The organism is Achromobacter sp. NPDC008082, assembly GCF_042957345.1.
GTDB classification, from domain to species: Bacteria; Pseudomonadota; Gammaproteobacteria; order Burkholderiales; family Burkholderiaceae_B; genus Achromobacter; species Achromobacter kerstersii_A.
On record NZ_JBIBIB010000004.1, the window covers coordinates 588,038 to 606,714 of the forward strand.

Below are 18,677 nucleotides of genomic sequence, written 5' to 3' on the forward strand. Positions count from 1 at the left end.
ACGGCAGCGTTCACCACCACGCGTGGAAGTGGTGGACGGGGCCATGGCCAGACCCGACCGACAGCCGTTCGGCGTGGCGGATGGCTTCGGTCAGATAGGCCTTGGCGCGGCGCGCGGCCTCGGGCACGTCCCCGATTTGCGGCAGCAACGCAGCCAGCGCCGCCGACAGCGTGCAGCCCGTGCCGTGCGTGTTGGCGGTTTCGATGCGGTGGCCGGGCAGTTCGATCATGCGGTCGCCGTCGTGCAGCAGGTCGATGGTCTCGTTGCCGGGCAGGTGGCCGCCCTTGACCAGCACCCAGCGTTCGCCCGAATGCGCCAGCTTGTTGCGCAGGCGCTCGGCCACGCGGCGCATTTCCTTGACGGTCTCAACCGGCCGCTCTTCCAGCAGCACGCCGGCTTCGGGCAGGTTGGGCGTCAGCATCGTGCACTGCGGCAGCAGCGCTTCACGCATCGCGCCCACGGCGTCGTTCTCAAGCAGCAGGTCGCCGCTTTTGGCGACCATGACCGGGTCCAGCACTACATGGGCCGGGGTCCACTTGGCCAGCTTTTCGGCCACGACTTCAATGACCGGGTACTGGCCCAGCATGCCGATCTTGACGGCGTCGATGCGCACATCCGCGAACAGCGTGTCGATTTGCAGGCCCACGAACGCGGGCGGCACGGCCGAGATGCCGGTGACGCCTTGGGTGTTCTGGGCGGTCAGCGCCGCAATGATGGCGCAGCCGTAGGCGCCCAGCGCGCTCATGGCCTTGACGTCGGCCAGAATGCCCGCGCCGCCGGACGGGTCGACGCCGGCGATGGTGAGCGCATTGGGAATGGGACGGGCGTTGCCGTCCTGTTGGCGCGAACTCATTTCGCCGCGCCCGGGCCGGCGGTGATCAGCCCTTCGGTGGGCGAGCTGGGCGCGCCGCTGTACAGCTTCTTGGGCATGCGGCCAGCCAGGAAGGCTTCGCGGCCGGATTCCACGCCCTTCTTCATGGCGCTGGCCATCAGGATCGGGTCGCGCGCGGCGGCGATGGCGGTATTCATCAGCACGGCGTCGCAGCCCAGTTCCATGGCGATGGCGGCGTCAGAAGCGGTGCCCACGCCCGCGTCCACCACGACCGGCACGCGGGCCTGGTCGATGATCAAACGCAGGTTCCAGGGGTTCAGGATGCCCATGCCCGAGCCAATCAGCGATGCCAGCGGCATCACGGCCACGGCGCCCATGTCTTCCAGCATGCGGCACTGGATGGGGTCGTCGGTGCAATAGACCATGACCTTGAACCCTTCGTCGACCAGCGTCTTGGTGGCCTTCAGGGTTTCGGGCATGTTCGGGAACAACGTGTGCGGGTCGCCCAGCACTTCCAGCTTGACGAGCTCATGGCCGTCGAGCAGCTCGCGCGCCAGGCGCAGGGTGCGCACCGCGTCGTCGGCGGTGTAGCAGCCGGCGGTGTTGGGCAGCAGCGTGAATTTGGACGGCGGGACGTAGTCCAGCAGGTTCGGTTCGCCCGCGTTCTGGCCGATGTTGGTGCGGCGGATGGCAACCGTGACGATCTCGGTGCCGCTGGCGTCCAGCGCCGCGCGGGTCTCTTCGAAGTCCTTGTACTTGCCGGTGCCGACGAGCAGGCGCGACGAATAGGCGCGCCCGGCGATGGTGAGGGTGTCTTGTGTGGTCATGGCGGTGTTCAAAGGGCGGGAGCGCAAGCGCGGAGCCCGCGGAGGCTGACTGATTTTGCTATGCGAATCATAAAGCACGATGCCCTGCGGCAGGCGCGGCCGGTGAAATGGCGCGTTCCACTATTTGCAGATCGCGGGCGATACGGGCGATACAGGCGGTACGGGTGATGCGGGGGCGATACGGGCGACAAGGGCGATACGTCAGCGCAGCCAGTCCTGGGCAGCGAAGCCTGTTCCGCTCAGCGCAAGCGGTCCAGGCGGGTGCAGATTGCTTCTGCTCAGGGCAGGCGATCCCGGCCGGCGCAGATTGCTTCCGCTCAGCGCAAGCGGTCCAGGTCGGCGCAGATCGCTTCCGCGGCGTCGATCAGGCGCGGACCCGGGCGGTACAGCGCGTCGGCGTCCACGCCGTACACATGGCCGGCGCGGGCGGCGGGCAGCCCCAGCGCCTGCCAGGCGGCCAGATTCTTGGCCGTGTCTTCGGGCCGGCTCACGCCCGCCAGCACCGCTTCCGGCCGGGCGGCCAGCACATTTTCCAGCGTGACCTGTGGGGCGACGACAGGCGCCAGGCCAAACACATTGATGCCGCCGCACAGGCGCAGCGCGTCGCTGACGATGCTGCTGTTGTTCAGGGTGTAGATCGGGTCCAGCCCGGCCTGCACGAAAACACGCACGGGGCGCCGGCCGGCATAGCGCGCGCTCAGGGCGGCCAGGCGGTCGCGTAAGGATTGCGCCGCCGGCTGCGCTGCTGCCTCAGTGCCGAACAGCACGCCCATGCGTTCGACGGCGTCAGGAATGGCGGCGAGCGTCAGCGGGTCGCTGTAGAAAACCGGCACGCCAAGCTTGTCCATGACGCGCACCAGGGGCTCTGCGGCGGTGGGCTGCCAGGCGATCAGCAAGTCGGGGCGCACGCCGGCCACGCGCTCGGCGTCGGGCTGCGTGCCGTCGCCGATAACGGGCAATTGGCGGGCGGCGGCGGGGTAGTCGCTGCCGCGGATGGTGGCAACAACAAAGCCGCCTGCGCCAGCGGCGTAGACCAGTTCGGTCGCGTGAGGGGCCAGGGTGACGGCGCGGCGCGCGGGGGCGGCCAGCAAGACCGTGTGGCCTTGGTCGTCCTGGACCTGGATTTTCGCGTGGGGACGTTGCTGGTTCTGCTGCTGCTGCTGCTGCTGCGAACTCAGACCAGGCTCCGAACTCAGACCAGGCTGCGGACTCTGGCCAGGCTGCGAACTTTGACCAGACTGCGAACTCAGACCAGACTGCGCTTCCCGCGGCGTCTGGCCAGCGTCCGCGGCCGCAGGGCCTGCCAGCAGCGCACCCAGGGCAATCAATAGCCCCGGGGCGATGCGTGGAAAAGCGCGCGAGTCAGTCATGCAAGGGCCGATATCGTCAGCGAAGAACGCCGACTATATCGGATGTCCGCGATCAATAGCGCAACGTGAGCGACGCGTAGAAATTGCGGCCCGGCGCGGGGTACAGGTTGTAGTTGGCGACGGGGCCCAGCATTTCGAACGACGCGTTGCCGCCACGGATGCCGTAAGTGGCGTACTGGCGATCAAAGATGTTGTTCACGCCGATGGCGCCTTCGATGTTGCGCGTGAACTTGTACGCGACCTTCGTGTTGAACAGCACGTAGGCGTCCAGCTCTTTATCAAACTGGTTGGCCTGGTCGTTGTCCATGCGCGACTTGCCCACGTACTGCGCCGACACGTTCCACAGGAACGCATCGGTGGGGCGCCAGGTCACGCCGGCGTTGGCCAGCCACTTGGGCGCCAGCGGCACGGTCTTGCCCGCCAGGTCCACGCCCGCGTAGGTGCCCGAGCGGAATTGTGCTTCCATCCAGGTCAGGTTCGCATCCAGCGTGACGCTGCTGGAAAGGGCGGTGCGGCCTTCCAGTTCGATGCCTTGGCGGCGGGTCGGGTCCAGGTTGGTGTTGGCGCCGGTGCCCGGGCCCCACATGCCGTCGGCCAGCGGGTTGTACTGGATTTCGTTGGTCAGGTCATAGCGGAAGTACGACAGGCGGGCGCTGCTGGCGGCGCCTTGCCACGTCACGCCGATTTCCTTGTCAGTGGACGTCTGCGGGGCCAGCGGCTGTTGCACCGACAGCAGTTCGTCGGCATTGGGCAGGCGGAAGCTGCGGCCAACCTTGCCGTACAGGCCAAAGCCGGCGGACAGGTCCTGGCGCACGCCCAGCTGCCAGGCGGTCAGGTGGTTGCTGCGGTCGGACGCGGTGCCCGAACCGCTCAGCACGTCCAGGTCGTCCGACGCGTACTGGCGGCGCACGCCGGCGGTGACGGTGGTGCTGTCGGTGGCGCGGATCTGGCCTTCGGCAAACAGGCCGTACTGATGCTGGCGCGACTGCCACTTCGACGGTTCGAAATCGTAATAGGCGTTCTGGTCAGCGGTGGTCTTGGATTCTTGCGCGTCAGCGCCGAAGACGATGCTGTGGCCGCCGTTGATCGGCAGGCGATAGCGCACGCTGGCGATGTTCTCTTCCAGCTTCTGGTCGCGCAGCGTGTCGCCGAAACCGTCATACGACAGGCCGTTCAGCTTCTTTTCGCGGGTCGACAGGTCGGCGTACAAGGTGCCTGCGCCAATGGCCTGCTCGACTTGCAGGCCGAAGGTGGTGGTCGTGGTCTTGACGTAGTCGACGTCGTTCTTCGAACCGCGCGGGTCGTCCTGGAATTCGTTCACGCCGGTCGACGGGCTGATCAGGCGCGGGCCGGGCAGCTCCAGCTTTTGCGTGGTGGTGCGGCCATACAGGCGGATCGAGCCGTCGCTGTGGCGCAGGGTGATGCCGCCGCCGCCACCTTCGCGGCGCTCGCCGCTGTGGTCGCGGTAGCCGTCGGAGTGCAGCGACTGCATGTACGCGTCAATGCCGACCTTCTCGTTGTTCATGGCGACCGCGGCGTCGTACTGGCGCAGGCCGTAGCTGCCGAACGTGGCCGTGGCGCGGGCCGTGACCGGCTCTTTCGAGAAATCGGACTTGGTGATGATGTTGATTACGCCGCCGGTCGTGCCGCCGCCGTATTGCACGGAGCCGCTGCCGCGCACGATTTCAATCCGTTCCACCTGGTCCAGCGGCACCACGCCCAGGCTGGGGGCCGACAGGTCATTCGTGTTCTGCTTCACGCCGTCAATCAAGATCAGCGTGTTGCTGGCGCCGGTAATGCCGAAGCCGCGCAGGTCGACGATCGCGTTGTCGCTCGAGCTGCTGGTGTTGATCAGGTTGATACCGGACTGGGTCGACAGCAGGTCCTGCATGGTGCGGGCGCTGCTGGCGGCGATGTCTTCGGCCGTGATCACCGAAATGGATACCGGCAGCGTGCGGCCGTCAGTCGGCACGCGCTGGGCGGTGACGGTGACCGTATCGAGTTCGGGGGCGGGGGAGGCAGCTTGCTGAGCGGCGGCGATGGCCGGGGCGGAACAGAGCAGGGCGCCGGCGTAACGCCGGATGGAGCGGGCTTTCATCTACGTAACCTCGATGCGACCCGCGACCCCGCAGGTCATTCACGATGGGGAGGACGCCCACGCGCCGCGGCGGGCCGTGAGCGGCCTGGCGGCATTGCATGAACTTCCTGGCGATCGAACTGGCCGGTATCGGGCTGCCATGGGCGCAAAGCGCGCATGGGGACCGTTGCGGGGGCAGCACAGGCTGGACGCCGGACGTGTGCGGCCGCCTTGTGGGCGGCGCGGCGGCCCTGGCGGGCGTCTTCCTGTTTCCCGTTTACCTTTCGCACGCGGCTAGCAAGTGTTGTGTTCTTGCCAGCAAGATGCGCCGAAAGCACCGGTTCGGGGCCGAAACTGTATCACCCGAGGGCGCGAGACAGCCCATTTTGTTACGATCAGGGCTTGTTTTTTCGGCGTTTTTCGCTTTTTAGCCACATTGCGCCGCCGTTGGCCACCTTCATCTGGACCTGCCCGTGTCGTATCCCCGTTTGCCGTACCCGCCCGAAGCCTATACCCAAGGCGGTGAATTCGCCCGCCTGCTGGGCAAGCGCATCCTGATTCTGGACGGCGCCATGGGCACCATGATCCAGCGCTACAAACTGGGCGAGGCCGACTTCCGCGGCGAGCGTTTCGCCGGCCACGGCAAAGACGTCAAGGGCAATAACGAGCTGTTGTCGCTGGTGCGCCCGGACGTCATCTCGGAAATCCACCGCCAGTACCTGGAAGCGGGCGCTGACGTCATCGAGACCAACACCTTCGGCGCCACCACCATCGCGCAGGGCGACTACGACCTGCCGGAACTGGCCTACGAACTGAACCTGGTGTCGGCGCAATTGGCGCGCGAAGCCTGTGACGCCTACAGCACGCCGGACAAGCCGCGCTTTGTGGCCGGCGCCCTGGGCCCCCAGCCCAAGACGGCGTCGATCTCGCCCGACGTGAACGACCCCGGCGCGCGCAACGTCACGTTCGACGAATTGCGCGTGGCCTATATCGAGCAGTTGAACGGCCTGCTGGATGGCGGCATCGACATCGTCCTGATCGAAACCATCTTCGACACGCTGAACGCCAAGGCCGCCATCTTCGCCACCGAAGAAGTGTTCGAGACGCGCGGCATCCGCCTGCCCGTGATGATCTCGGGCACCGTCACCGACGCGTCGGGCCGCATCCTGTCGGGCCAGACGGTGGAAGCGTTCTGGAACTCGGTGCGCCACGCGCGCCCGGTCACCATCGGCCTGAACTGCGCGCTGGGCGCGGCGCTGATGCGCCCCTACGTGGCCGAACTGTCCAAAATCTGCGACACGTACGTCTGCGTCTACCCCAACGCCGGCCTGCCAAACCCGATGGCCGAAACCGGCTTTGACGAAACGCCGGCCGACACGTCGGCGCTGCTTGAGGAATTCGCCCGCGCTGGGCTGGTGAACATGTCGGGCGGGTGCTGCGGCACCACGCCTGATCACATCCGCGCCATTGCGGACAAGGTCACGTCGCTGACGCCGCGCGTTGTGCCTGACATCCCGGTCAAGACGCGCCTGTCGGGCCTGGAACCGCTGAACATCGACGAAGACACGCTGTACGTGAACGTGGGCGAACGCACCAACGTGACGGGCAGCAAGATGTTCGCCCGCCTGATCCGCGAAGAAAAGTACGACGAAGCGCTGGCCGTGGCCCGCCAGCAGGTTGAAAACGGCGCGCAGATCATCGACATCAACATGGATGAAGCCATGTTGGATTCGGTGGCGTGCATGCACCGCTTCCTGAACCTGATCGCGTCCGAGCCCGACATCGCCCGCGTGCCGGTCATGATCGACAGCTCGAAGTGGGAAGTCATCGAAACCGGCTTGAAGTGCGTGCAGGGCAAGGCGGTGGTGAACTCCATTTCCATGAAGGAAGGGATCGAGCCGTTTCGTCATCACGCCCGCCTTTGCCGCCGCTACGGCGCGGCCGTGGTCGTCATGGCATTTGATGAATTGGGCCAGGCCGACACGCTGGAACGCCGCAAGGAAATCTGCGGCCGCGCCTACAAGATTCTGGTCGAAGAAGAGGGTTTCCCGCCGGAAGACATCATCTTCGACCCGAACGTCTTCGCGGTCGCCACCGGCATCGACGAACACAACCACTATGCGGTGGACTTCATCGAAGGCACCCGCTGGATTCGCGACAACCTGCCCCACGCCCGCATTTCGGGCGGCGTGTCGAACGTCAGCTTCTCGTTCCGCGGCAACGAGCCCATGCGCGAAGCCATCCACACCGTGTTCCTGTATTACGCGGTCAAGGAAGGCATGACGATGGGCATCGTCAACGCCGGCCAGCTCGGCGTTTACGCCGACCTGGACCCCAAGCTGCGCGATCTGGTCGAAGACGTGGTGCTGGACCGCCCCAACCCTGTGGGCAAGACGGAACCCGACGACGAACGCACCCCCACCGAACGCCTGGTGCAGTTTGCCGACAGCGTGAAGGGCTCTGGCGCCAAGCGCGAAGAAGACCTGACGTGGCGCAAGGCGGAAGTCGAGCAGCGCCTGTCGCACGCGCTGGTCCACGGCATTACCGCCTTCATCGTCGAAGACACTGAAGAAGTGCGCCAGAAGATCGCCAACCGCGGCGGCCGCCCGATTGAGGTCATCGAAGGCCCGCTGATGGACGGCATGAACGTCGTGGGCGACCTGTTCGGCGAAGGCAAGATGTTCCTGCCGCAGGTGGTGAAGTCGGCGCGCGTGATGAAGCAGGCCGTGGCCCACCTGATTCCCTTCATCGAAGAAGAAAAACGCCAGATCGCGGCGGCGGGCGGCGACGTGCGCGCCAAGGGCAAGATCGTCATCGCCACCGTCAAGGGCGATGTGCACGACATCGGCAAGAACATCGTGTCGGTGGTCTTGCAGTGCAATAACTTCGAAGTCGTGAACATGGGCGTGATGGTGCCCTGCGCGCAGATCCTGGAAAAGGCCAAGGAAGAAAACGCCGACATCGTCGGCTTGTCCGGCCTGATCACGCCCAGCCTCGAAGAGATGGCGTACGTGGCCAGCGAAATGCAGCGCGACGACTACTTCCGCAGCCGCAAGCTGCCGCTGATGATTGGCGGGGCCACGACCAGCCGCGTGCACACCGCCGTGAAGATCGCGCCCAACTACGACGGCCCGGTCATCTACGTGCCGGACGCCAGCCGCTCGGTGGGGGTCGCCACGAATCTGATGTCGGACCAATCCGAGACGTACCTGGCCGAACTGGCGCAGGAATACGAAGACGTGCGCCGCCGTCACGCCAACCGCAAGGCCACGCCCATCCTGCCGCTGGCGGACGCGCGCGCCTCGCGTCCCGTCATCGATTGGGACAACTACACGCCGCCGCGCCCGAAGTTCATCGGCCGCCGCACGTTCAAGAGCTACGACCTGGCCGAGATCGTGAAGTACGTGGACTGGGGTCCGTTCTTTCAGACGTGGAGCCTGTTCGGCCCGTTCCCGGCCATCCTGGATGACAAGGTGGTGGGCGAACAGGCGCGCAAGGTCTACGCCGACGGCCTGGCCATGATGAAGCGCATCGTCGAAGGCCGCTGGCTCACCGCCAACGGCGTCGTGGGCTTCTACCCGGCCAACAGCGTCAACGACGAAGACATCGAAATCTACAAGGACGAAACGCGCAGCGAAGTGCTGTTCACGTATCGCAACCTGCGCCAGCAGGGCGCCAAGCGCGAAGGCGTCAGCAACAAGTCGTTGTCGGACTTCATTGCGCCCAAGTCGTCCGGCAAGCTGGATTACATCGGCATGTTCGCCGTCACGGCGGGCATCGGCATCGAGAAAAAGGAAGCGGAATTCGAGAAGGCGCTGGATGACTATTCCAGCATCATGTTGAAGTCGCTGGCTGACCGCCTGGCCGAAGGCTTCGCCGAATGCCTGCACGCCCGCGTGCGCCAGGACTTGTGGGGCTACGCGCCCGACGAGGCGCTGACGAACGAAGACATGATTGCCGAGAAGTACGTGGGCATCCGCCCCGCGCCCGGCTACCCGGCCTGCCCGGAGCACGTGGTCAAGACCGACATGTTCCGCGTGCTGGACGGCAGCGACATCGGCATGATGCTCACCGACAGCTACGCCATGTTCCCGGCCTCCAGCGTGTCCGGCTTCTACTTCAGCCACCCCGACTCGCAATACTTCAACGTGGGCGTGATCGGCGAAGACCAGCTTGAAGACTACGCCAAGCGCAGCGGCCGCAGCATTGAAGACCTGAAACGGACGTTGGCGCCCAATTTGGGGTGATGAACACGATCCGTTGATCCTGCGGTTCTTACATATTGATTGGGGGCCAGTCCGAGCAAGTCGGGCTGGCCCCCAATCGTTTGACCGGCAGGCCCATCCGGCAGGGGACCGCATCTCGATCGGTCTGAGCGGCCGCTATGAGCCGTTTGGGAAAGCCGTCGCAAGCCCGCCACACAAGGGCCGGTGACGGCAGGCCGGGGCCACTCGCGCACGTAAGCGTGGGCCTCGGCCTTTTTCTACCCGTGTCAGACCGGTTCGCTTCAGGTCAGAGGGATGGCGGCGCCATGCGCCCCAGCACGCCTTCTAGCATCACGCCAATTTCCAGCACCTTGCGGTCGGCGCCTGGCAGGCCATCGACCTCCAATCCCACTGGCAAGCCTTCTTCTGACAAGCCCGCCGGCACGCTCAAGCCAGGCAGGCCGGCGTTGCTGCCGGGGTCCACGTTGCGGGCCAGACGGCTGAAGCTCTCGAAGCTGCTGGCCTCGGGGGTGGCCGCCATCGGCAGGATCGGCAGCGTCGGAAACAACAGGCCGTCCAGGTTGTGCGCCTGGAACGCACGCCGGTAGACGTTGATCAGTTCGTCACGCTGCTCGGCGATAACGCGTTCGTAGAGCGGTTGCAGCGCCAAAACTTGCCCATCAGGCGTCGGCAGCACGCCCGGCACGATCAGGCCATCGAAGATGGCTTTGACGTCGGGGCTGGAGATTTGCGCCACCACCTCTTCAAAGCTCACGCCCACGTTGTAGCGTTGCAGATAGGCGGTGAGATCGGGCTTTTGCTCGTACAGGCACAGCGGCATGCCAACGGCCGCGTTGGCGGCGGGCAGGTCAGGCATGTCGATATCAATCAGCTGCACCCCTGCCGCGCGCAGTTTGGCCAGCGCGGCGTCCATGACGTCGCGCACCTGCGGGGCCAGATCCGTCCAGAAATAGCGAGCCAGCCCCAGGCGCACCTGCGCGGCGGGCAAGGCGCGCAAGGGTTGCGCGTCGCCGGCAAGAATGCCGTCCAGCAGCACGATGTCTTGCATGCTGTTGGCGATGGGGCCAGGGGTGTCACGCGTGTGCGAAATCGGCGTGATGCCCGAGCCGTCGTACCGGCCCACCGATGGGCGGAAACCCACTGCGCCATTGACGGCGGCGGGCAGGCGCACCGATGCGCCCGTGTCCGTGCCCAGCGCGGCGGGCGTCAGGCGGGCGCCCACCGCCGCGCCGCTGCCCGATGACGAGCCGCCCGCAATGCGGGTGCTGTCGTAAGCGTTGCGCGTGCCGTCGCCCTGCGGGCCGGGAAACGCGGTGTTGTAGCCCGACACGCCAAACGCCAGTTCGTGCATGTTGGTCTTGCCGATGATGATGGCGCCGGCGGCGCGCAGGCGCTGCACGACGGGCGCATCCAGTGCCGGACGGAAATGCTTCAACGCGGGTGTGCCGGCCGTGTTGGGCAGGCCAGCCACGTGGATGTTGTCTTTGATGGCGATGGGCACGCCGCCCAGCGGGGCATAGGCATCGCCGCCTTGGGCGCGTGCGGCATCGTAAGCGCGGGCCTGAGCCAGCGCGCCCGCGCGGTCTACGGTGATGAATGCGTTGAGTTTTTGTTGCGCGTCGATGCGGTCCAGGCAGGCTTCGGTCAGCGCCACGCTGGTCAGCCGGCCATCGACGATCAGGGCCGCGGCTTCGGTGACGGTGAGATCCGTGGGCAATGTCTGTTCAGACGCTTCGTGCATGACGCTTCCTTTTCGTGTGCGCTGGCAAAGGGGGACCGCCATCTATACAGGGTTTTTGCCGGGGCTGTCGAGCGGGGTGACCGCAAGTGACAGGAGATACCCCGTCGCCCTGATAGTGGTAAACCATGATGGTGAAAATTGGTGAACCAAATACGATTTGGTCTAACCAATTTGGCTTTGCGACGATGCTGCAACTGCTGCCCCAATCCTCCCCCGCCGCCGACGAACCCGCTATCAAGACCGCGCCCGACCGCGCCTATGTCAGACTGGCCGCGCAGATCCAGGCCCTGGTGGCGCAAGGCGAATTCGCCGTGGGCGGGCGCTTGCCGGCCGAGCGCGCGTTGGCCGAACGCTTCGAGGTCAGCCGCACCGCGCTGCGCGAAGCCATCATCGCGCTGGAGCTTCAAGGGGTGGTGGAAGTGCGCGGCGGGTCCGGCATCTATGTCTGCGAACCCAAGCCCGGCGTGGCCCGGCTGCCCGTGGCGCAGGAAGCCGGCGCAGGCCCGTTCGAACTGCTGCGGGCGCGTTCGCTGATTGAATCCGAGATCGCGGCGCTGGCCGCCACCACCCGCACCGATGCCGATCTTGACCGCATATTCGAAGCGCTGACGACGATGCGCGACCAGGTTAGCGACAAGTCCGCCAACGAAGCGGCCGACCGCCGGTTTCATCTGTATATCGCACAGTCCACCGGCAACAGCGTGCTGCTGGCCACGGTGACGTCGATGTGGGATCAGGCGCGTGGCCCTATCTGGGACAAGATCGAACAGCATTTCCATACACAGGCATTGCGGCAGGCGTCGCAGGAAGACCATCAGCGCATCTTCAGTGCGCTGGTGGCGGGCGATGCCCACGCCGCCAGGCAGGCGATGCGCGCGCATCTTGAGCGCGTGATCGGCGAATTCGCGCAGGGGTGGCGATAGCGCGGCAACACTTAACGTGGGCGGGCAAGCATGCTGAATTGCGCAATTCATGGCGCGGACGATCTGCGCCTGGACGAACAGACGCCAGAACCCTTGGGGCCGGCCCAGGTGCGGGTGGGCATCAAGGCGGTGGGCATCTGCGGGTCTGACCTGCATTACTACCGCCACGGCCGCGTGGGCGATTTCGTTATCCGTGAACCGCTGACGCCGGGCCACGAAGCGTCCGGCCAAGTGCTGGAAGTGGGCTCGCAAGTGACGGCCGTCAAGCCCGGTGACCGCGTGGCGCTGGACCCCGCGCGCACCTGCGGCGTGTGCCGCTACTGCCGCCAGGGCGATTCGAATCATTGCGAGGCCGTGCATTTCTTCGGCAGCGCCAGCCGCTATCCGCACATGCAGGGCGCGATGCGCGAACAGGTAGTGGTGCAGGAAAAGCAATGCCTGCCCGTGCCGGACAGTTTGTCTTTCGAACTCGCCGCATTTGGCGAACCATTGGCCGTGGCGCTGCACGCCGTGCGCAGCGCGGGAAGCTTGCTGGGCAAGTCGGTCATGGTGGTGGGCGCGGGGCCAATCGGCGCATTGATCCTGATGGCGGCGCGCCTGGCTGGAGCCAGTCAGGTGACGGTGGTGGACATCGTGGACGAAACGCTCGCCACCTGCACGCGCGTCGGCGCAACGCGCACGATCAATGTGGCGGCAGACCCCGGCGCCATCGATGCGCTGGCGGCGGGCAAGGGGACGATTGACGTGTGCTTCGAAGCGTCGGGCCATTACGCGGGGCTGGCCAACGCCATCCGCGTGACGCGCCCGCGCGGCGTCATCGTCACCGTGGGCACCTTGAGCGGCAGCAACGACGGGTGTCCGTTCAACCAGATCATGGTGAAGAGTTTGTCCGTCATCGGCAGCTTTCGTTTTGTCGATGAATACGCGTGGGCCGTGGATTATTTAAGCCGCGGCCTGCTGGACGTATCGCCCTTATTGACGGCCGCCGTGCCGGTGGCGAACGTGCATGATGCGTTTGCGCTTGCGGCCGACCGCCATCAGGCCATGAAAGTGATGGTGACGTTCTGAACCACGGAAACCCACGATGAAAATTACGAACGCACGCGTGATTGTCTGTTCGCCGGGCCGCAATTTCGTAACCCTGAAAATTGAAACCGATCAGGGCCTAACCGGCATTGGCGACGCCACGCTGAACGGGCGCGAGCTGGCCGTGTCGGCATACCTGACCGAACACGTCGTTCCCTGCCTGATCGGGCGCGATGCGCATCAGATCGAAGACATCTGGCAGTACCTGTACAAGGGCGCGTACTGGCGGCGCGGGCCGGTCACCATGACAGCGATTGCCGCCGTGGACACTGCGCTGTGGGACTTGAAGGCCAAGGCGGCCGGCCTGCCGCTGTACCAGCTGCTGGGCGGCAAGAGCCGCAGCGGCGTCATGGTCTATGGCCACGCCAACGGGTCCGACATCGAACACACCGTGGATGAAGTGCTGCGCTATGCCGACATGGGCTACCGCGCCATACGCGCGCAAAGCGGGGTGCCGGGTCTGGACAAAGTCTATGGCGTGGGGCGCGGCAATCTGTTCTATGAACCGGCCGATGCCGACTTGCCCAGCGAACACGACTGGTCGACCGAAAAGTACCTGCGGCACACGCCGCAACTCTTCGACCGTATCCGCGACAAGCTGGGTTTCGAGCACCATCTGCTGCACGACGTGCACCATCGCCTGACGCCGATCGAAGCCGGTCGCCTGGGCAAGTCGCTGGAACCCTACAACCTGTTCTGGATGGAAGACGCCACGCCGGCCGAAAACCAGGATGCCTTCCGCCTGATCCGGCAGCACACGACCACGCCGCTGGCCGTGGGCGAGATCTTCAATTCCATTTGGGACTGCAAGGACCTGGTGCAGAACCAGCTGATCGACTACATCCGAACCACCGTCGTACACGCGGGCGGCATCACGCATCTACGCCGCATTGCGGATTTGGCGTCGCTGTATCAGGTACGCACGGGTTGTCACGGCGCGACCGACCTGTCGCCCGTGTGCATGGGCGCGGCGCTGCATTTTGATTTGTGGGTGCCTAACTTCGGCATCCAGGAATATATGCGCCACACCGAAGAAACCGACGCCGTCTTCCCGCATGCGTATACGTTTGACCAAGGCATGCTGTACCCGGGCGATGTGCCCGGCCACGGTGTCGACATTGATGAAAAGCTGGCCGCCAAGTACCCGTACAAGCGCGCTTACCTGCCGGTCAACCGCTTGCAGCAGGACGGCACGCTATGGAACTGGTAGCGGCCGATGCCGCGCGCCTGACGCCTGCGCGGCTTGCCTTGTTGCCCGCCGCCGTGGCGCGGCCCAGGTACGACCGTAGCGCCTTGCGCGTGGGTATCGTGCACCTGGGCCTGGGCGCGTTCGCGCGCGCGCATCTTGCAGCGGTCAACGACGCCGCGTTGCATGCGGGTGCGGACCTGGCCTGGGGTATTTGCGGCGTGTCCTTGCGGCAGGCCGACACGCGCGATGCGCTGGCGCCGCAAGCGGGCCTGTACACCTTGGCGCTGCGCAGCGCCGACGCGGCCGGCCGCGAGCAACAGCAGGCCACGGTCATAGGCTGCATGCTTGAAATGCTGGTTGCGCCGGAAGATCCGCAGGCAGTGCTGGCGCGCATTGCGCATGCGGACACGCGCATCGTCAGCGTGACCGTGACTGAAAAAGGCTATTGTCACGACCCGGCCAGCGGTCGCTTGAACCTGCAACACCCCGACATCGTGCACGACCTTGCGCAACCGCTGTTGCCGCGCAGCACCATCGGCTTTCTGGTGTGGGGATTGCAACAGCGACGCGCGGCGGGACGTGGCCCGATCACGCTGATGTCGCTGGACAACCTGCCCAGCAACGGGCATTTGTTGCGCGGCATGGTGCTGGCGTTTGCGCGACAGGTGGACCCCGCGCTGGCGACGTGGATCGAAACGTTGTGCGCGTTCCCGTGTTCGATGGTTGACCGCATCGTGCCGCGCACGACCGATAGCGACCGGCGCGACGTGGCGCAAGCGCTGGGCATGGACGACGCCTGGCCGGTGTTGGGCGAGCCGTATCTGGAATGGGTGGTGGAAGATCAGTTCGCGGCCGGCCGCCCGGACTGGACTGCGGGTGGCGCGCGCTTTGTGGACGAGGCCGCGCCGTTTGAAACCTTGAAGCTGCGCACCGTCAACGGGGCGCATTCGGCGCTGGCGTATTTGTCGGTGATGGCGGGCTGGGCAACGGTGGACGAAGCGATGGCACAGCCTGCGTTGAAAGCCTATCTGGCGGCGCTGATGCAGGATGAAATCGTGCCGACGCTGCCCCCGCTGCCGGGCCTGGACCTGGCACGCTATCAGCAAAGGCTATTGAAGCGCTTTGAGAACCCGGCGTTGAAACACCAAACCCGGCAGATTGCGATGGACGGTTCGCAGAAGCTGCCGCAGCGCCTGTTGGACACCGTGCGGGCACGGTTAGCGGCGGACTTGCCGATTGGCAAGCTGGCCTTGGCGGTGGCTGCGTGGCTGCATTTCCTGCGCGGCGTTGATGAGGCAGGGCTACGCTACGACATCCAGGACCCGATGGCCGCCGAATTGGCGCATTGCTATGCGCAAGCGGAACGTGCCGCTGAATGCAGCGGCACGGGGCAGACGGCCATGCTGGCCTGGACGGAAACGCTGACCGGCCTGGCGGCGGTGTTTGGCGACCTGGGCGCAGACCCGCGTTTTGTACGGGCGGTGTCGCAAGCGGCGCATGCGCTACGCAGCCAGGGGGTGAGCGGTGCGCTGGCGTGAGCCGCATTGGTAGTCGGTCAGGCGCTCACGCCTGACATCGCCTAGCGCGGGCGTGAATCAGCCCGGCTTCTTCACCACGATGGTCGCGGTGTCGCTGGTGAAAGAGCTGTCTTCCTTCACGTCGAAGTGCGCGCGCACCACGTCAGGCGCAATGCCGAACATATGGCGCAGCGCGGCCACCAGCGTGTCGGGTGTGCGCATGCGCGTGACCCAGGTCTGGAATTCCAGCGGCAGGCGGCGCGGGGACAAGCCTTGCAGCGTGAAGCCGGCCTCGGTCAGCATGCGGGTCCATTCGGCTACCGAGTAGTCGCGCACGTGCGAGGTGTCGCGCAACACTTCGATGGTTTGCAACCAGGTGTCCAGCAACGGTTCACCCGGCGACACCACATCTGCAAACACGGCGATGCCGCCCGGCTTGAGCACACGGAACGCTTCGCGCAGGCCGCGGCCGGCATCTTGCCAGTGGTGCGTGGAATAGCGCGACATCACCAGGTCGAACTCGCCATCGGCAAACGGCAGGTACTCGGCCTTGCCCTGACGGGTGTCCAGATTGTTCAGGCCGCGCTTGGCGGCTTCGCCCGCCACCACGTCCAGCATCTGCTGCGACAGGTCATAGGCGGTGACGTGCTTCACTTCGGGCGCCACGTGAAAGCTCACGTGGCCGCCACCACAGCCCAAGTCCAGCACCCGCGCATCGGGGTGCTGGCGGGCGACGCCTGCCATTTGCAGCAGGTCTTCGCCTTGGGCGTGGACGGCGCTGGTCAGGTAGGCCGTGGCGCGCGGGCTGAACTGGCGGTCGACGGCGGCGTCGTGGGAGGTGGCGGTCATGAAGGTCCTTTGAGAGCGTTGTGCGAATAGTCAGGTGCAGGCGCTAAGATAGGCCCACCCTTATACACGTACAAGCCCATTGCTTATCCTGGTATGACTACTTCCCCCCATGGCGCCGCCAGCCAAGACGGTTCGCCCTTGCGCCGTCAGGCATTGGGCGAATTTGTGCGCAGCGCCCGTTCCCGCATCACGCCGCAGATGGCCGGGCTGCCCGAAGGCATGCGCCGCCGCACGCCGGGCCTGCGCCGCGAAGAGGTCGCGCAACTGTGCGGCATCAGCGTCACCTGGTACACGTGGATCGAGCAGGGGCGGGAAGTGTCTGTGTCGCCGTCGGTGTGGTCGCGCATTGCGGGCGTGCTGCAACTGGCGCGCGCCGAACGCGCTTATCTTTTTGATCTTGCCGACTGCGCCGACCCTCAACATGCGCGCGACGATGCGGGCGGCACGCCCGGCCCCTTGCAAGAATGCGTGAACGCGATCAACGCGCCCGCCTATGTGCTGGACCGCGCCTGGAACGTGCTGGCCTACAACGAGCCACTGCGCGACCTGTTCGACGATTGGCCCACGCGCGACCCCGAACCGAACCTGTTGCGCTACATCTTCATGGACCCCGCCGCGCGTGATCTGGTGGTGGACTGGGACCAGCGCGCGCGCCGGGTGGTGGCGGAATTCCGCGCCGACGCGGGCGCGCATCTGGACGAGGCCGCCGTGCTGGGCTTGCTGGATACGCTAAACCGCCAAAGCGCCGTCTTCGCCCACTGGTGGACGCGCCATGCCGTGGTGGAGCGTGAAGGCGGATTGCGGGAATTTCAGCATCCGCGCGACGGCAAGCTGGCGTTTCAGCAGATCACGTTCCGGCTGGCGACGCACCCGGATCTGAAGCTGGTGATGTTGTTAAGCGGGGCGGTGCAAGCCGAGGCGTGATCGCGCCCCGGCCCGCGTGCGTGTCAGGGCTTGCCTGACGAGAACAGGCTGTCTTGCATGCCGGCATCCACCAGGCCTTGCAGCAATTTCTTTACCGGTGCGGGCAGCGCCATCGTCGCCAGCTTGTCCGCATGCACCCATCGTTCAGGCAATGCCGATTCGCGCAAACCGGCTGCGCGCACAGGCACCAGCCAAGGCCGGATGTGCAAGCGGTAGTGCGTGAAGGTGTGGGCGAAAGCCGCGAGTTCGAAGCGTTGTTCGGGTTCCAGGCCCAGCGCGCGCGAGGCGGCGTCGGGGTCACCCGCGACGTCGAATTCAGGCAGGCTCCACAACCCGCCCCAGATGCCGGGCTCGGGCCGTTGCTGCAACAGGAAAGCGCCCTGGTGTTGGAGCACGAGCATACAGGTCTCGCGTTCCGGAATCGCCTTGCGGACTTTGGGCGTGGGCAGTTCGGCCTGGCGGCCTTCGCGGCGGGCGACGCAGCTGTCGGCCACCGGGCATTTGTCGCAAGCCGGTTTGCCGCGCGTGCAAAGCGTGGCGCCCAAGTCCATCAACCCTTGCGTGTAGGCCGCCATGTCCAGGCCCGGCGCGGCGTCGACCTGCGCGTCGGCCAGCGCCCATAGCCGCGTTTCAACATCGCGCTTGGACGGGTCGCCGGCAATGCCGAAGTGGCGGGTGAACACGCGTTTGACGTTGCCATCCAGGATGGGAGACCGCTCGCCATAAGCGAATGCGGCAATGGCTGCGGCGGTGGATCGCCCGATGCCGGGCAGGGTGGCGATGGCTTCGGCGGTGGGCGGGAAGCGGCCGTTCCAGTCGCGCGCGATTTCCTGCGCGCAGCGATGCAGGTTGCGGGCGCGCGCGTAGTAGCCCAGGCCAGCCCAGTACGGCATCACGTCTTCCTGGGCGGCGGCGGCCAGCGCGGCTACGTCCGGAAAGCGTTGCAGGAAGCGTTCGTAATACGGGATGACGGTGGCCACTTGCGTCTGCTGCAACATGATCTCGGACAGCCAGATCCGATACGGGTCACGTGTGTTTTGCCAGGGCAGATCGTGGCGGCCATGCTGGCGCTGCCAGGCGACGATTCGAGGGGCGAATTCCATGGCGCACATTATC

The 18,677-nt window shown here is 65.7% G+C and carries 13 protein-coding genes; 6 read left to right on the forward strand and 7 right to left on the reverse strand.

Going from position 1 to position 18,677, the window contains the following annotated elements:
- Nucleotides 1-10: 10 nt before the first annotated feature.
- From thiD to ACFZAI_RS18810, 4 genes are all read right to left on the reverse strand, one after another.
- A complete protein-coding gene (gene thiD / locus ACFZAI_RS18795) occupies nucleotides 11-853 on the reverse strand; it encodes a bifunctional hydroxymethylpyrimidine kinase/phosphomethylpyrimidine kinase (RefSeq protein ID WP_391568371.1) in 843 nt (280 codons plus the stop codon).
- Nucleotides 850-1,659, reverse strand: a complete 810-nt coding sequence (locus ACFZAI_RS18800) for a thiazole synthase (RefSeq protein WP_391568372.1) — start codon at nucleotides 1,657-1,659, stop codon at nucleotides 850-852. Before ACFZAI_RS18800 ends, thiD begins: the two co-directional genes overlap by 4 nt.
- 317 nt (nucleotides 1,660-1,976) lie before the next feature.
- Complete coding sequence (locus tag ACFZAI_RS18805; protein ID WP_391568373.1) at nucleotides 1,977-3,029, reverse strand: cobalamin-binding protein; 1,053 nt, start codon at nucleotides 3,027-3,029, stop codon at nucleotides 1,977-1,979.
- Between the two features lie 52 nt (nucleotides 3,030-3,081).
- Nucleotides 3,082-5,127 (reverse strand): TonB-dependent receptor, encoded by a 2,046-nt coding sequence (locus ACFZAI_RS18810; RefSeq protein ID WP_391568374.1) that lies wholly within the window; start codon nucleotides 5,125-5,127, stop codon nucleotides 3,082-3,084.
- 452 nt (nucleotides 5,128-5,579) lie between these two features.
- On the opposite strand from ACFZAI_RS18810, the gene metH reads away from it, so the two are divergent.
- Entirely contained in the window at nucleotides 5,580-9,353 is a 3,774-nt protein-coding gene (gene metH / locus ACFZAI_RS18815; RefSeq protein WP_391568375.1) for a methionine synthase, read from the forward strand.
- Between the two features lie 265 nt (nucleotides 9,354-9,618).
- Here the strand turns inward: metH and iaaH are convergent, their stop codons facing one another.
- Complete coding sequence (iaaH, locus tag ACFZAI_RS18820) at nucleotides 9,619-11,073, reverse strand: indoleacetamide hydrolase (RefSeq protein WP_391568376.1); 1,455 nt, start codon at nucleotides 11,071-11,073, stop codon at nucleotides 9,619-9,621.
- Nucleotides 11,074-11,258: 185 nt separating this feature from the next.
- Here iaaH and ACFZAI_RS18825 point away from each other — a divergent pair, with 185 nt between their 5' ends.
- Genes ACFZAI_RS18825 through ACFZAI_RS18840 form a run of 4 tightly spaced genes read left to right on the forward strand, consistent with a single transcriptional unit; the run spans nucleotide 11,259 to nucleotide 15,809 of the window.
- Nucleotides 11,259-11,996 carry a FadR/GntR family transcriptional regulator gene (locus ACFZAI_RS18825; protein ID WP_391568377.1) on the forward strand — a complete coding sequence of 246 codons (738 nt, stop codon included), beginning with the start codon at nucleotides 11,259-11,261 and terminating at the stop codon, nucleotides 11,994-11,996.
- A gap of 30 nt (nucleotides 11,997-12,026) precedes the next feature.
- Nucleotides 12,027-13,064 (forward strand): L-idonate 5-dehydrogenase, encoded by a 1,038-nt coding sequence (locus tag ACFZAI_RS18830; RefSeq protein WP_391568378.1) that lies wholly within the window; start codon nucleotides 12,027-12,029, stop codon nucleotides 13,062-13,064.
- A gap of 16 nt (nucleotides 13,065-13,080) precedes the next feature.
- On the forward strand, nucleotides 13,081-14,292 hold the full coding sequence (manD, locus tag ACFZAI_RS18835) for a D-mannonate dehydratase ManD (RefSeq protein WP_391568379.1): 1,212 nt from the start codon (nucleotides 13,081-13,083) through the stop codon (nucleotides 14,290-14,292).
- Entirely contained in the window at nucleotides 14,280-15,809 is a 1,530-nt protein-coding gene (locus ACFZAI_RS18840) for a mannitol dehydrogenase family protein (RefSeq protein ID WP_391568380.1), read from the forward strand. Before manD ends, ACFZAI_RS18840 begins: the two co-directional genes overlap by 13 nt.
- 57 nt (nucleotides 15,810-15,866) lie before the next feature.
- Here ACFZAI_RS18840 and ACFZAI_RS18845 read toward each other — a convergent pair whose 3' ends face one another.
- Nucleotides 15,867-16,637 (reverse strand): class I SAM-dependent methyltransferase, encoded by a 771-nt coding sequence (locus ACFZAI_RS18845; RefSeq protein ID WP_391568381.1) that lies wholly within the window; start codon nucleotides 16,635-16,637, stop codon nucleotides 15,867-15,869.
- 93 nt (nucleotides 16,638-16,730) lie between these two features.
- On the opposite strand from ACFZAI_RS18845, the gene ACFZAI_RS18850 reads away from it, so the two are divergent.
- A complete protein-coding gene (locus tag ACFZAI_RS18850; protein WP_391568382.1) occupies nucleotides 16,731-17,561 on the forward strand; it encodes a helix-turn-helix transcriptional regulator in 831 nt (276 codons plus the stop codon).
- A 23-nt stretch (nucleotides 17,562-17,584) separates the two neighbouring features.
- On the opposite strand, the gene mutY is transcribed toward ACFZAI_RS18850, so the two are convergent.
- Entirely contained in the window at nucleotides 17,585-18,673 is a 1,089-nt protein-coding gene (gene mutY, locus ACFZAI_RS18855; protein ID WP_391568383.1) for an A/G-specific adenine glycosylase, read from the reverse strand.
- Nucleotides 18,674-18,677: the final 4 nt, after the last annotated feature.

What these genes read in the sequence shown, in the direction of transcription:
- ACFZAI_RS18825 (WP_391568377.1), top strand. Translation starts at nt 11,259, where the DNA reads ATGCTGCAACTGCTGCCCCAATCCTCCCCCGCCGCCGACGAACCCGCT.
- iaaH (WP_391568376.1), bottom strand. Translation starts at nt 11,073, where the DNA reads ATGCACGAAGCGTCTGAACAGACATTGCCCACGGATCTCACCGTCACC.
- ACFZAI_RS18810 (WP_391568374.1), bottom strand. Translation starts at nt 5,127, where the DNA reads ATGAAAGCCCGCTCCATCCGGCGTTACGCCGGCGCCCTGCTCTGTTCC.
- manD (WP_391568379.1), top strand. Translation starts at nt 13,081, where the DNA reads ATGAAAATTACGAACGCACGCGTGATTGTCTGTTCGCCGGGCCGCAAT.
- mutY (WP_391568383.1), bottom strand. Translation starts at nt 18,673, where the DNA reads ATGTGCGCCATGGAATTCGCCCCTCGAATCGTCGCCTGGCAGCGCCAG.
- ACFZAI_RS18850 (WP_391568382.1), top strand. Translation starts at nt 16,731, where the DNA reads ATGACTACTTCCCCCCATGGCGCCGCCAGCCAAGACGGTTCGCCCTTG.
- ACFZAI_RS18840 (WP_391568380.1), top strand. Translation starts at nt 14,280, where the DNA reads ATGGAACTGGTAGCGGCCGATGCCGCGCGCCTGACGCCTGCGCGGCTT.
- ACFZAI_RS18805 (WP_391568373.1), bottom strand. Translation starts at nt 3,029, where the DNA reads ATGACTGACTCGCGCGCTTTTCCACGCATCGCCCCGGGGCTATTGATT.
- ACFZAI_RS18830 (WP_391568378.1), top strand. Translation starts at nt 12,027, where the DNA reads ATGCTGAATTGCGCAATTCATGGCGCGGACGATCTGCGCCTGGACGAA.
- ACFZAI_RS18800 (WP_391568372.1), bottom strand. Translation starts at nt 1,659, where the DNA reads ATGACCACACAAGACACCCTCACCATCGCCGGGCGCGCCTATTCGTCG.
- thiD (WP_391568371.1), bottom strand. Translation starts at nt 853, where the DNA reads ATGAGTTCGCGCCAACAGGACGGCAACGCCCGTCCCATTCCCAATGCG.
- ACFZAI_RS18845 (WP_391568381.1), bottom strand. Translation starts at nt 16,637, where the DNA reads ATGACCGCCACCTCCCACGACGCCGCCGTCGACCGCCAGTTCAGCCCG.